The following is a 12,224-nucleotide window of genomic DNA, read 5'->3' as shown; positions in this document are numbered from 1 at the left end:
CGCTGCATCGGCAGCGCCCTTCGTGCATCTACGGCGTAAAGCGTCTTACAGCGCCGGAACGAGCTTGAAATCGACCGGCTTGCCGACCGCGACCTTCTGCGGGTTCGCGTCGAGCTTGCCGGTTTCGGCGTCGCGCCTGAACACGTAGAACGTGTCGCTGTCCTGGTTGCCGACGATCAGCCACTTGCCGGTCGGGTCGATCAGGAACTCGCGCGGCGTCCTGCCGAGGCTCGACTGCCGGCCGACCGTCTTCAGGCGCCCGTCGGCCGGGTTCACCGCGTAGATGACGATCTCGTTCGCGTCGCCGCGATTGCTCGCGTACAGGAAGCGGCCGTCCGGCGACAGGTGGATCGCCGCGCCGCCGACCTTGCCCTTGAAGCCGGGCGCGGCCATCGGCACGGTCTGGACCGGCGTCAGCTTGCCGTCCTGGTGGCCGAACACCTCGACCGCGGCGGTCAGCTCGCTCGTCACGTACGCGTAGCGGCCGTTCGCGCCGAACACCATGTGGCGCGGGCCCGACCCCGCCTTCACGGGCGTGTAGCGCGTGTCGGTCGGGCTGATCAGGCCGCGGCTGCCGTCGACCGTGTAGCGATAGCCGAAGATCTTGTCCGCGCCGAGATCCTGCACGAACAGGGTGCGGCCGTCCGGCGAGAACACCGCCGAGTGCGCGTGCGCGCCGTCCTGGCGCCCCTTCACGGGCCCGCTGCCTGCGTGATGCACGGTCAGCGCGGCCTCGCTCACCGCGCCGTCCTCGCGCAGCGGAAACACCGCGAAGCTGCCGCCCGGGTTTGCCGCGACCGAGTAGTTCGCGGTCACGAGGTACTTGCCGTCCGGCGACAGGCTCAGGTAGCACGGATCGTTCCCTTCCGACGACACGCGGCCGATGAACGTCAGCGCGCCCGTCTTCGCGTCGAAGCGGAACGCGCTGATGCCGCCGCGCTGGTCGGCCGGACCGTTGTCGCCGGGCAACTCGTTGACCGCGTACACGGTGCGGCCGTCGCGGCTCGGCAACAGGTACGACGGATTGACGGTCTTCGTCGACGACACCGGCGCGACGCTGCCCGTCTTCGTGTCGAAGCGGTACACGTAGATCCCGTCGCTGCCGCCGTCCGTGTAGGTGCCGACCAGCAGGTTGTAGACGCCGTCCGCGGGCGCCGTCGCGGAGGACTGTTGCGCGAACGCATGGGTCGCGGATAAGGAAAGCACGATCGCGAAACCTTTCATCCAGTGCGCGAGCCTAAGCGGAAACCCTCGGGTCGAAGCGCGCGCGTCACGTGCGCGTAAACGGTTGGGCATTGAATCCTCCTTGCATCGAGCCGCGTCAAGTGTTGATATGTGACGAAACGCCGGCCGTTGCGCGCTCCGTCGCCCGGCCGAGTATACGGGGCGCGAAGCCGGGACGTGAAGCCCGGCTGCCGCCGTCCGGATAGTGAACGCGTAACAAGGATCGCCGCCCATGCCCGCCCTGATCGAAGACTACGCCCTCGTCGGCGACGGCCACACGGCCGCGCTGATCGCGAAAAAGACGGCTCCGTCGACTGGCTGTGCTGGCCCCGCTTCGATTCGGGCGCCTGTTTCGCGGCCCTCGTCGGCACGCCCGAGCACGGCCGCTGGCTGCTCGCGCCGGCCGCCGACGCCGCGATCACGCACACGACGCGCCGCTATCGCGGCGACACGCTGATACTCGAAACCGATTACGAAAGCGCCGACGGCGCCGTCACCGTGATCGATTTCATGCCGCCCGGCAACGGCTGGTCGGAGCTGGTGCGGATCGTCGTCGGCCGGCACGGCACGATGAAGATGCGCATGGAGCTCGTGTTGCGCTTCGACTACGGCTTCTCGATTCCGTGGGTCACGCAGTTGTCGCGCGAGGACGGCGTGAAGGCGATTGCGGGGCCCGACACCGTCGTGCTGCGCACGAGGGTGCCGCTCACCGGCAAGAACCTGCACACGCTCGCCGAATTCACGGTGAGCGCCGACGAACGCGTGCCGTTCTCGCTCGGCTACGCGCCGTCGCACCTGCGGCTGCCGCCCGCGCGCGACCCGCTGTCGATGCTCGCGCGCACCGAGAACTACTGGCTCGAATGGTCGGGGCGCTGCCAGGTGCACGGCCGCTACGAGGCCGCGGTGCGCCGCTCGCTGATCACGCTGAAGGCGCTCGCGTACGAGCCGACGGGCGGCATCGTCGCGGCGCCCACCACGTCGCTGCCCGAGCACCTCGGCGGCACCCGCAACTGGGATTACCGCTACTGCTGGCTGCGCGACGCGACGATCACGCTGCTCGCGCTGATGCGCGGCGGCCACTACGACGAGGCGCGCGCATGGCGCGCATGGCTCGGCCGCGTGATGGCCGGCTCGCCCGAGCAGATCCAGATCATGTACGGGATCGCGGGCGAGCGCCGGCTGCCGGAAATGGAGCTCGACTGGCTGCCCGGATACCAGGATTCGAAGCCCGTGCGGGTCGGCAACGGTGCCGCGAACCAGTTGCAGCTCGACGTGTTCGGCGAAGTGATGGCGGCGCTGCACCTTGCGCGCGTGGGCGGCCTGCAGGCCGACGACACCGTATGGTCGGTGCAGTGCACGCTGCTCGACCATCTCGAGAAAATCTGGCGGCAGCCCGACGAAGGCGTCTGGGAAACGCGCGGCGGCCGCCGCCACTTCACGTTCTCGAAGGTGATGGCGTGGGTCGCGTTCGACCGCGCGATCAAGTCTGCGGAAATGTTCCGCCTGCCCGGCGCGCTCGAGCGCTGGCGCGGCCTGCGCGAACAGATCCACGCGGACGTCTGCGCGAACGCGTGGCATGCGGACAAGCAGGCATTCACGCAGAGCTACGGCAGCGACGAGCTCGACGCGAGCGTGCTGCTGCTGCCGCAGCTCGGCTTCCTGCCGCCGGACGACCCGCGCATCGTCGGCACGATCGACGCGATCGAACGCGAACTGCTGCACGACGGCCTCGTGCTGCGCTACCGCACGAGCGAATACGACGACGGCCTGCCGCCCGGCGAAGGCACGTTTCTCGCGTGCAGTTTCTGGCTCGTCGACGCGTACGCGCTGCTCGGCCGGATCGACGAAGCGCATCGCCTGTTCCGCCGGCTGCTGTCGCTGTCGAACGACCTCGGGCTGCTCGCCGAGGAGTACGACCCGGTTGCGGGCCGCCTCGTCGGCAACTTCCCGCAGGCGTTTTCGCACGTCGCGCTCGTGCACACGGCGATGAACCTGATGCACCATGAGGAGGCAATGGCGCGCGCGGCCGGCCAGCCCGAGCCTGCGGTCGCCGCGGGGCGTTGAGCGCGGGCGGCCGAGGCGGCGTCAGAGAACGTCAAATGGCAACAAATTCATGAAAAATCAGGGAAATGTTGCATTGCACCACCCCACGTTGTCCGATATGATCGACGGCGATTGACCGGCCGCGGTGCAGCATGGCCGATCGCTGACCCACACGGCGCGCCACGACGCCCAAACGTCGCCCTCGCGCACCGTCCCCCAAGCGGGAGTTGTTTGCATGCTTTACCAATTGCATGAATTCCAGCGGGCGATGCTGAGCCCGCTCACGGCCTGGGCCCAGGCCGCGTCGAAATCGTTCGCCAATCCGTCCAGCCCGCTCTCGCTGATGCCCGGCGCGACGCGGATGGCCGCCGCGTACGAATTGCTGTACCGGCTCGGCAAGGACTACGAGAAGCCCGAATTCAACCTGCACCAGATCGTCAAGGACGGCCACAACATCCCGATCGTCGAGCAGACGATCGTCGAGAAGCCGTTCTGCCGCCTGCTGCGCTTCAAGCGCTACTCGGACGACGCGGGCGCGGTCACCCAGCTGAAGGACGAGCCGGTCGTGCTGGTCTGCGCGCCGCTGTCCGGCCACCATTCGACGCTGCTGCGCGACACCGTGCGCACGCTGCTGCAGGATCACAAGGTCTACATCACCGACTGGATCGACGCGCGGATGGTGCCGGTCGAGACCGGCCCGTTCCACCTGCACGACTACGTCGCGTACATCCAGGAGTTCATCCGCCACATCGGCGCGCGCAACCTGCACGTGATCTCGGTGTGCCAGCCGACGGTACCGGTGCTCGCGGCGATCTCGCTGATGGCGAGCCGCGGCGAGGACACGCCGCTCACGATGACGATGATGGGCGGGCCGATCGACGCGCGCCTCAGCCCGACGTCGGTGAACTCGCTGGCGACGCAGCATTCGATCTCCTGGTTCGAGAACAACGTGATTCACACGGTGCCCGCGAACTATCCGGGCGAAGGCCGCCACGTCTATCCGGGCTTCCTGCAGCATGCGGGCTTCGTCGCGATGAATCCGGAGCGGCACGCGGCATCGCACTGGGACTTCTATCAGAGCCTGCTGCGCGGCGACGAAGACGACGCGGAAGCGCATCGCAACTTCTACGACGAATACAACGCGGTGCTCGACATGGCCGCCGAGTATTACCTCGAGACGATCCGCATCGTGTTCCAGGAGTTCCGCCTTGCCGAAGGCACGTGGGAGATCGACGGCGAGCTCGTGCGCCCGCAGGACATCAAGCACACCGCGCTGATGACGATCGAGGGCGAGCTCGACGACATCTCCGGCAGCGGCCAGACCCACGTCGCGCACGAGCTGTGCACCGGCATCCCGCCGGACCAGCGCCGCAACCTGACTGCGGAAAAGTGCGGGCACTACGGGATCTTCTCGGGCCGCCGCTGGCGCACGATCATTTACCCGCAACTGCGCGACTTCATCCGCGAGCACGCGCCGGAACCGAAGCACGGCGCCGCGAAGGATCGCCCGGATGCGCAACCGGCCGCGCCGCTCGCCGCCGTACCGGCCGCGAATGCGCCGGCCGGGTCCGCGAAGACCGCCGCCGCGAAACGCGCGCGCGCGAAGACGCCCGATGCGGCCGCCCCGGCGAAGGCCCCCGCCGCGAAGCGCGTCGGCACGCGCGCAAAGCCCGCCCGCACCCGCAAGGCGGCCTGACGCCGGTGCGCCAGACGAAAAACGCCGCCGTGCCAGCGCACGGCGGCGTTTTTTTCATCCGGCGGCCGAAAGCCGTTCGTCAGCGCCGCAGCAGATAGGCGAGCAGCAGCTCGGTGTTCATCCTGACCATCTCGTCGCGCTCGTCGGGCGTGCTGAAGTCGCGGCCGAGCGTCGCGGCGAGCGTGAAGCGGTTCGACACGATGTAGTAGCCGAGCCCCGACAGGGTCACGTAGAAGCGCAGCGGATCGACGTCGTTGCGGAACAGCCCGGCCTTCTGGCCGCGCGTGAGCACGTTGCCGAGCATCGTGACGATCGGCGAGATCATTTCGCGGATCCGCGTCGACTTGTGCAGATAGCGGGCTTCGTGCAGGTTTTCGTTGTTGATCAGCCGCAGCAGCTCGGGATGGTCGCGGTAGTAGTCCCACACGAAGTGCGCGAGCCGCGTGACCGCCTCGACCGGCGCGACGCCGTCCAGATCGAGCACGCGCTCGGCCTCGGTCAGCGCGGAAAACGCATGCTCGAGCACGGCGGTAAACAGCTGCTCCTTGCTGCCGAAGTAGTAATAGAGCATGCGCTCGTTGGTTTCCGCCCGCCGCGCGATCTGATCGACGCGCGCGCCGAACAGGCCCCCACTCGCGAATTCTTCGGCCGCCGCCATCAGGATGCGGCGGCGGGTGCCTTCAGGATCTCTTTTGATTTTTGGCTGATTCATGGTGGCGTTTTGCTATGTGAGCCGCGTGATCCGGATCAGTCGCCCCACCTTGTCGGCACCGGCGACACTGGAACAGGCCCGCCTTGCGGCGTCCCCCCTGCTGCGCCCCTGCAAAAATGCGCTTCGATTATGCGCACAGACTGCGTCAAGCGCAATGCGGGAAATCGGCGATAATCCTCCTTTGGCAAACCTTGCCGGCCGCGCCCGCCGTGGCCGGCAGACATTCGGCGCACCGGCGCCCGCTGTCCCCGTGACCGACTCCAAGACACTCGCGGATCGCATCGAAGATCTGCTGCCCCAGACCCAATGCACGAAGTGCGGCTATGACGGCTGCCGCCCGTACGCCGAGGCCATCGCCGCCGGCGACGCGAACTACAACCAGTGCCCGCCGGGCGGCGCCGAAGGCGTCGCGCGCCTCGCCCGCCTGCTCGGCAAGCCCGTGATTCCGCTGAATCCGGTCAACGGCGACGAGCGGGCGCGCCCCGTCGCGGTGATCGACGAAAACCTCTGCATCGGCTGCACGCTCTGCATGCAGGCCTGCCCGGTCGATGCGATCGCCGGCGCGCCCAAGCAGATGCACACGGTGATCACGTCGCTCTGCACGGGCTGCGACCTGTGCGTGCCGCCGTGCCCGGTCGACTGCATCGCGATGGTGCCCGTCACCGGCGAGCACACCGGCTGGGACGCATGGACGCAGGCGCAGGCCGACGCCGCGCGCGAACGCCACGACCGCCGGCTCGCGCGCCAGCGCCGCGAGCGCGAGGCCGCCGAAGCGCGCGCGGCCGCGCGCCGTGTGGCGAGCGCTACCGCGTCGGCTGCGCCGGCCGCGACGCAGCCCGCGGCGGCCGACGCGGCCACGGATGCCGACGCGAAGAAACGCGCGATCATCGCGGCCGCGCTCGAACGCGCGCGCAAGAAGAAGGACGAGCTGGCCGCGCAAGGCAGCGCGCCGAAGAACACCGAAGGCGTGAGCCCCGCGGTCCAGGCCCAGATCGATGCGGCCGAAGCGCGCCGCAAGCGGCTCGCCGAGCAGCAGGCGCAGGCGGCCGAGCAAGCCGGCGAAGGCTCGTCCGAACCGGAACACGGCCCGTCCGCGCCACCCGACCCGACACCACAATGAACGCCAGCAAACGACGCGCGATCTTCGAAACGCTGCAGAGCCTCAATCCGAATCCGACCACCGAGCTCGAATACTCGACGCCGTTCGAACTGCTGATCGCCGTGATGCTGTCCGCGCAGGCGACCGACGTGTCGGTCAACAAGGCGATGCGCAAGATGTTCCCGGTCGCGAACACGCCGCGACAAATTGTCGCGCTCGGCGAGGAAGGCGTCACCGAGTACATCAAGACGATCGGCCTGTACCGGACCAAGGCGAAGAACGTGGTCGCCGCGTGCCGGATCCTGCTCGAGCAGTACGGCGGCGAAGTGCCGGCCGATCGCGAGGCGCTCGAGAGCCTGCCGGGCGTCGGCCGCAAGACCGCCAACGTCGTGCTCAACACCGCGTTCGGCCATCCGACGATCGCGGTCGACACGCACATCTTCCGCGTCGCGAACCGCACCGGCCTCGCGCCCGGCAAGGACGTGCGGGCCGTCGAGGCCGCGCTCGAGAAGGTCACGCCGAAGGAATTCCTGCAGGATGCGCATCACTGGCTGATCCTGCACGGCCGCTACGTGTGCAAGGCGCGCAAGCCCGAATGCTGGCACTGCGCGATCGAGCCGCTGTGCGAGTACCGGCCGAAGACCCCGCCGCCCACTGAATGACCCGTCGCGCGCAGCCGCGGCCCCGGGTCCACGCGACCCGCCCCGATCAAGCGTTGGAGGTCGCCGTCGCATCGTCCGCGGCGGCGCCGCCCGCACGCACGAGCGCCAGCACCGCCGCGAGAATCGCGACGCCGCCCGCCCACTGCATCGGCGACAGCGCCTCGCCGAACAGCAGCGCCGCGAGCGCGACGGTCACGACCGGCTCCAGCGTCGACAGCATCGACGTGCGCGCCGCGCCGAGCCGCTCGAGCCCCGCGAAGAACGCGATCATCGCGGCGACCGTCGACACGAGCGCGATCGCCAGCATCGCCGCCCAGCCGCCCGCCGTCGCGGGCCAGTGCGGCGGCGTGCCGAGCGCCGCGCCGCGCACGACGGCGATCAGCACGAGCGTCGCGGTGGCCGACGCGCAGATGACGGCGGTCGTCGCGAGCGGATCGATGCCGCGCGTCGCCCTGGTGCCGGCAACGATGTACAGCGAATAGATCACCGCGGCGGCGAGCGCCAGCGCGATGCCGAGCGGCTCGCCGTGACCGCCGCCGACCATCAGCGCCGAGCCCGCGACGCACAGCACGAGCGCGACGACCTTGGCGCGCGTAAGCCGCTCGCCGAGCCACCATGCGGCGAGCAGCGTGACGAACGCCGGATACAGGTACAGCAGCAGTGCAACGAGGCTCGCCTGCGCGTGCTGCAACGCGCTGAAATAGCAGAACGACTGGCCGACATAGCCCAACGCGCCCATTGCGACGAGGGAGCCAAGCGCGCGGCCGCGCGGCCACACGACGCCGCGGCGCCTTGCGATCGCGGCGAGCACCGCGCCGCCGATCGCGAAGCGCACGATCAGGAGCCCGAGCACGTCGACGCCGCCTGCATACGCATAGCGGCCGAAGATCGCCATCGCGCCGAACGCGGCGGCGGACAACGCGACATAGAGCGCGCCCTGAAGGGCGGCGGATGGTGAATGGGCGGAGGACATGACGGAGCGAATGCGGACGAAATACCGAAATCGTAGGAGTGTATCGGCGGCTCGGCGCGCCGCCCAGCCCGCGCTTACCCGCGCGCCCGGCCGCCCCGCTTCCCGTCGCGCCCGCACGCGCCGCCAGCACCGCTCGCCGACCCGGCGTACAATGCGCGACGCGGCATCACGCCGATGCGAATCACGACGTTCCCCACCATGTTCAATCCGAGCCGCGACGAAGTGCGTCGCTTTTTCATCGACACCTGGCGCAAGCAGCGCGCCGGCGAAATCCTCACGCCGCTCGAAGCGATCGCGGCCGACTGGATCGTCGAACACCCCGAATACCACGACGACCTCGCGGACGCCGACGGCGCCGCCGAGCGCAACTACACGCCCGAGGAAGGCCGCACGAATCCGTTCCTGCACTTGTCGATGCACCTCGCGATCAGCGAGCAGTTGTCGATCGACCAGCCGCCCGGAATCCGCGCCGCGCACGACAAGCTCGCGGCGAAGCTCGACTCGACGCACGAAGCGCAGCACGCGATCATGGAATGCCTCGGCGAGACGATCTGGGAAGCGCAGCGCACGGGCACGCCGCCCGATTCCGACGCGTACCTGCAGCGCATCCTGCGCCGCGCGTCGCGCGACTGACCGCGGGCCGCAGCGCGATCGCCGGCCGCCGGCCGCCGCCGCGCGGACAAAAAAATACCCCGCCGCGGCGGGGTATTTCGCTGCACGGGCCGCTCGGCCCGGCACACTTACTTCTTGAAGACGAGATCGGTTTCTTTCAGCGACTCGATGTAGGCCGCGATGTCCTTCATGTCGCTGACCGACAGGTTCTGCACCTGTGCCTGCATGATCGCGTTGTTGCGGCCGAGCAGCGGGTTCGTGACGCCCATCTGGTACTGGCGCATCGCCCAGACGAGGTAGTCGGCGTGCTGACCGGCGAGGCGCGGATACTCCGCGTTGATCGGCTGGTTCATCTTCGCGCCGTGGCAGGCTGCGCAGTTGTGCGATTCGACCAGGTCCTTGCCCTTCGACAGGTCGGCCGCGTGCGCGCTGCCGATCGCGAGGCCGGCCGCGAACGCGATCGCCGCCGCCGTCTTGAATGCGTTGTTCATGAATGCTCCTATCCCGCGTATGAGGTCAGCGAGCGCGCGCTTACTTGTAGGGATTGTCCTTCGAGTCGGGTTTCTGCGCGGCATAGTAGGCCGCCAGATCGGCGATGTCCTGATCCGTCAGCGAACCGGCGATCGCGTTCATCGACGGGAAACGGCGATCCTTCTTGCGGTAGGCCTGCAGCGCGTTCGCGAGGTATTGCTCGTTCTGGCCGCCGAGAACCGGTACCCGGTAGACCTCCGGGTAGGCGGTACGGTAATCCTGGATGCCGTGACAGCCGATGCACATGGCGGCCTTGCTCGCCCCGTCCTTCGGGTTGCCGACCACACCGGCCGCCTGCGCGCTGCCCGCGAGCGCCACGAGCGCTGCGACAACAACGTGTTTGCCGACGAATTTGTTCATAGCTCTTGTAACCTAGCTTGAGGGGAAACTGGCGCCAAAGCGGCAACGGCCCGCGCCGTTTTGCTTATCGGGGTCGCCACGCAGGCCAAAAAAACGGCCAGATTGTACCGCGTCGGTAGGGAACGCGTCCATACGGCTTCCCGGCCCGTCCCGCCGCGGTCCCGCAACGATACGCGGCCACGCCCGAACCCGACAGCCCTTCTGACTTATACTGGGTTTTTTTCGCGATAGAGAAGAGCGCCGCCATGCGTTTCGAAGGGTCCTCGCACTACGTCGCCACCGACGATCTGAAGCTCGCGGTCAACGCCGCGCTGACGCTGCAACGCCCGCTCCTGATCAAGGGCGAGCCCGGCACCGGCAAGACCATGCTCGCCGAGGAAGTCGCCGCAGCGCTCGACATGCCGCTGCTGCAGTGGCACATCAAGTCGACCACGAAAGCGCAGCAGGGGCTGTACGAATACGACGCCGTGTCGCGGCTGCGCGACTCGCAGCTCGGCGACGAGCGCGTGAAGGACATCGCGAACTACATCGTCAAGGGCGTGCTGTGGCAGGCGTTCGACGCCGAGCGCCCGAGCGTGCTGCTGATCGACGAGATCGACAAGGCCGACATCGAATTCCCGAACGACCTGCTGCGCGAGCTCGACCGGATGGAGTTCCACGTGTACGAGACGCGCGAGACCGTGCGCGCGAAGCACCGTCCGCTCGTCATCATCACGTCGAACAACGAGAAGGAGCTGCCCGACGCGTTCCTGCGCCGCTGCTTCTTCCACTACATCCAGTTCCCCGACGCGTCGACGATGCAGAAGATCGTCGCGGTCCACTACCCGAACATCCGCGAGGAGCTGCTGCATGCCGCGCTCGAGAGCTTCTTCGAGCTGCGCGGCGTGTCGGGCCTGAAGAAGAAGCCGTCGACCTCCGAGCTGCTCGACTGGCTGAAGCTGCTGCTCGCCGAGAACATCCCGCCGGATGCGCTGCGCGGCGCCGATCGCAAGCAGATCGTGCCGCCGCTCGCGGGCGCGCTGCTGAAGAACGAGCAGGACCTGAGCCTGTTCGAGCGGCTCGTCTACATGAACCGGCACAACCGGTAAGCTCCCAAATCCGCGAAGGCCCGGCCATGTTGCTCAATTTCTTCTACGCGCTGCGCGCAGCGAAGCTGCCCGTCTCGGTGAAGGAATACCTGACGCTGCTCGAATCGCTGAAAGCCGGACTCATCGCGCCGTCGCTCGACGCGTTCTATTACCTCGCGCGGATGACGCTCGTGAAGGACGAGCAGTACTTCGACAAGTTCGACCAGGCGTTCGGCGCGTACTTCCACGGCGTGTCCGCGCTGCCGTCCGACGCGTTCGACATCCCGCTCGACTGGCTCGAGAAGCGCCTCGAGCGCGAGTTGTGCGACGAGGAGAAAGCGCAGATCGAGGCGATGGGCGGGCTCGACAAGCTGATGGAGCGCCTGAAGCAGCTGCTCGACGAGCAGAAGGAGCGGCACGAAGGCGGCAACAAGTGGATCGGCACCGGCGGCACGTCGCCGTTCGGCCACGGCGGCTACAACCCGGAAGGCGTGCGCATCGGCGGACCGTCGAACGGCAACCGCACCGCGGTCAAGGTGTGGGAGGCGCGCGCGTTCCGCGACTACGACGACTCGGTCGAGATCGGCACGCGCAACATCAAGGTCGCGCTGCGGCGGCTGCGCCGCTTCGCGCGCGAAGGCGCGGCCGAGGAGCTCGACCTGCCCGGCACGATCCGCAGCACCGCGGCGAACGCGGGCTGGCTCGACCTGCGGATGGTGCCCGAGCGCCACAACAACGTGAAGGTGCTGATGCTGCTCGACGTCGGCGGCTCGATGGACGATCACATCAAGCGCACCGAAGAGCTGTTCTCCGCCGCGAAGGCGGAATTCAAGCACCTCGAGTTCTACTACTTCCACAACTGCGTGTACGACCACCTGTGGAAGCACAACCGGCGCCGCCACGCGGAACGCACCGCGACGTGGGACGTGCTGCACAAGTTCACGCCCGACTACAAGCTGATCTTCGTCGGCGATGCGACGATGAGCCCGTACGAAGTGCTGCAGCCGGGCGGCTCGGTCGAATACAACAACCCCGAGGCCGGCGCGGTGTGGCTGCGGCGGCTCGCCGACCAGTTCCCGCATCATGCGTGGCTGAACCCCGAGCCCGAGCGGCTATGGGAATACCGGCAATCGGTCGCGATCATCCGCGACCTGCTCGGCCAGCGCATGTATCCGCTCACGCTCGCGGGGCTCGAAACCGCGATGCGCGCACTCAGCAAGTAACGGCGGCCGCCCGCGCGGCCTC

Annotated in this window: 11 protein-coding genes and 1 pseudogene; 7 read left to right on the top strand and 5 right to left on the bottom strand. The window is 68.2% G+C overall.

Annotation, left to right across the window (positions count from 1 at the left end; genetic code table 11):
• Window positions 1–45: 45 nt before the first annotated feature.
• The gene (locus WJ35_RS00445; RefSeq protein ID WP_420480897.1) at window positions 46–1,296 is read right to left on the bottom strand and encodes a lactonase family protein; all 1,251 of its coding nucleotides are present in this window, start codon (window positions 1,294–1,296) and stop codon (window positions 46–48) included.
• 160 nt (window positions 1,297–1,456) lie between these two features.
• Here WJ35_RS00445 and WJ35_RS00440 point away from each other — a divergent pair.
• A pseudogene (locus WJ35_RS00440) lies at window positions 1,457–3,288 on the top strand (glycoside hydrolase family 15 protein).
• A gap of 214 nt (window positions 3,289–3,502) precedes the next feature.
• Window positions 3,503–4,963, top strand: a complete 1,461-nt coding sequence (locus tag WJ35_RS00435; protein WP_060232034.1) for a polyhydroxyalkanoate depolymerase — start codon at window positions 3,503–3,505, stop codon at window positions 4,961–4,963.
• Between the two features lie 79 nt (window positions 4,964–5,042).
• Here the strand turns inward: WJ35_RS00435 and WJ35_RS00430 are convergent, their stop codons facing one another.
• Window positions 5,043–5,675: a TetR family transcriptional regulator gene (locus tag WJ35_RS00430; RefSeq protein WP_060232037.1), complete on the bottom strand. Its 633-nt coding sequence runs from the start codon at window positions 5,673–5,675 to the stop codon at window positions 5,043–5,045.
• Between the two features lie 154 nt (window positions 5,676–5,829).
• Between WJ35_RS00430 and rsxB the strand changes: the two genes are divergently transcribed.
• The gene (rsxB, locus tag WJ35_RS00425) at window positions 5,830–6,795 is read left to right on the top strand and encodes an electron transport complex subunit RsxB (protein WP_060232040.1); all 966 of its coding nucleotides are present in this window, start codon (window positions 5,830–5,832) and stop codon (window positions 6,793–6,795) included.
• Entirely contained in the window at window positions 6,792–7,436 is a 645-nt protein-coding gene (gene nth, locus WJ35_RS00420) for an endonuclease III (RefSeq protein WP_059852552.1), read from the top strand. Before rsxB ends, nth begins: the two co-directional genes overlap by 4 nt.
• Before the next feature lie 46 nt (window positions 7,437–7,482).
• On the opposite strand, the gene WJ35_RS00415 is transcribed toward nth, so the two are convergent.
• Window positions 7,483–8,409, bottom strand: a complete 927-nt coding sequence (locus WJ35_RS00415) for a DMT family transporter (RefSeq protein ID WP_060232043.1) — start codon at window positions 8,407–8,409, stop codon at window positions 7,483–7,485.
• Between the two features lie 198 nt (window positions 8,410–8,607).
• On the opposite strand from WJ35_RS00415, the gene WJ35_RS00410 reads away from it, so the two are divergent.
• On the top strand, window positions 8,608–9,042 hold the full coding sequence (locus WJ35_RS00410; RefSeq protein ID WP_010091100.1) for a DUF1841 family protein: 435 nt from the start codon (window positions 8,608–8,610) through the stop codon (window positions 9,040–9,042).
• 107 nt (window positions 9,043–9,149) lie between these two features.
• Here the strand turns inward: WJ35_RS00410 and WJ35_RS00405 are convergent, their stop codons facing one another.
• A complete protein-coding gene (locus WJ35_RS00405) occupies window positions 9,150–9,512 on the bottom strand; it encodes a c-type cytochrome (RefSeq protein ID WP_069238582.1) in 363 nt (120 codons plus the stop codon).
• 40 nt (window positions 9,513–9,552) lie between these two features.
• A complete protein-coding gene (locus WJ35_RS00400) occupies window positions 9,553–9,912 on the bottom strand; it encodes a c-type cytochrome (protein WP_010091098.1) in 360 nt (119 codons plus the stop codon).
• 245 nt (window positions 9,913–10,157) lie between these two features.
• Here WJ35_RS00400 and WJ35_RS00395 point away from each other — a divergent pair, with 245 nt between their 5' ends.
• Window positions 10,158–11,000 (top strand): AAA family ATPase, encoded by an 843-nt coding sequence (locus WJ35_RS00395; protein ID WP_010091097.1) that lies wholly within the window; start codon window positions 10,158–10,160, stop codon window positions 10,998–11,000.
• A 26-nt stretch (window positions 11,001–11,026) separates the two neighbouring features.
• Complete coding sequence (locus WJ35_RS00390; protein WP_069238581.1) at window positions 11,027–12,202, top strand: vWA domain-containing protein; 1,176 nt, start codon at window positions 11,027–11,029, stop codon at window positions 12,200–12,202.
• The last annotated feature ends 22 nt before the right edge of the window (window positions 12,203–12,224 follow it).

It is taken from the genome of Burkholderia ubonensis (assembly GCF_001718695.1).
Lineage (GTDB): Bacteria > Pseudomonadota > Gammaproteobacteria > Burkholderiales > Burkholderiaceae > Burkholderia > Burkholderia ubonensis_B.
Note: the sequence above shows the minus strand (reverse complement) of the source record. Positions and strands in the feature narration are given on the sequence as shown.

Coding starts and splice junctions, on each gene's coding strand:
- WJ35_RS00445 (WP_420480897.1), bottom strand. CDS start 1,296: ATGCCCAACCGTTTACGCGCACGTGACGCGCGCGCTTCGACCCGAGGG.
- WJ35_RS00435 (WP_060232034.1), top strand. CDS start 3,503: ATGCTTTACCAATTGCATGAATTCCAGCGGGCGATGCTGAGCCCGCTC.
- WJ35_RS00430 (WP_060232037.1), bottom strand. CDS start 5,675: ATGAATCAGCCAAAAATCAAAAGAGATCCTGAAGGCACCCGCCGCCGC.
- rsxB (WP_060232040.1), top strand. CDS start 5,830: ATGCGGGAAATCGGCGATAATCCTCCTTTGGCAAACCTTGCCGGCCGC.
- nth (WP_059852552.1), top strand. CDS start 6,792: ATGAACGCCAGCAAACGACGCGCGATCTTCGAAACGCTGCAGAGCCTC.
- WJ35_RS00415 (WP_060232043.1), bottom strand. CDS start 8,409: ATGTCCTCCGCCCATTCACCATCCGCCGCCCTTCAGGGCGCGCTCTAT.
- WJ35_RS00410 (WP_010091100.1), top strand. CDS start 8,608: ATGTTCAATCCGAGCCGCGACGAAGTGCGTCGCTTTTTCATCGACACC.
- WJ35_RS00405 (WP_069238582.1), bottom strand. CDS start 9,512: ATGAACAACGCATTCAAGACGGCGGCGGCGATCGCGTTCGCGGCCGGC.
- WJ35_RS00400 (WP_010091098.1), bottom strand. CDS start 9,912: ATGAACAAATTCGTCGGCAAACACGTTGTTGTCGCAGCGCTCGTGGCG.
- WJ35_RS00395 (WP_010091097.1), top strand. CDS start 10,158: ATGCGTTTCGAAGGGTCCTCGCACTACGTCGCCACCGACGATCTGAAG.
- WJ35_RS00390 (WP_069238581.1), top strand. CDS start 11,027: ATGTTGCTCAATTTCTTCTACGCGCTGCGCGCAGCGAAGCTGCCCGTC.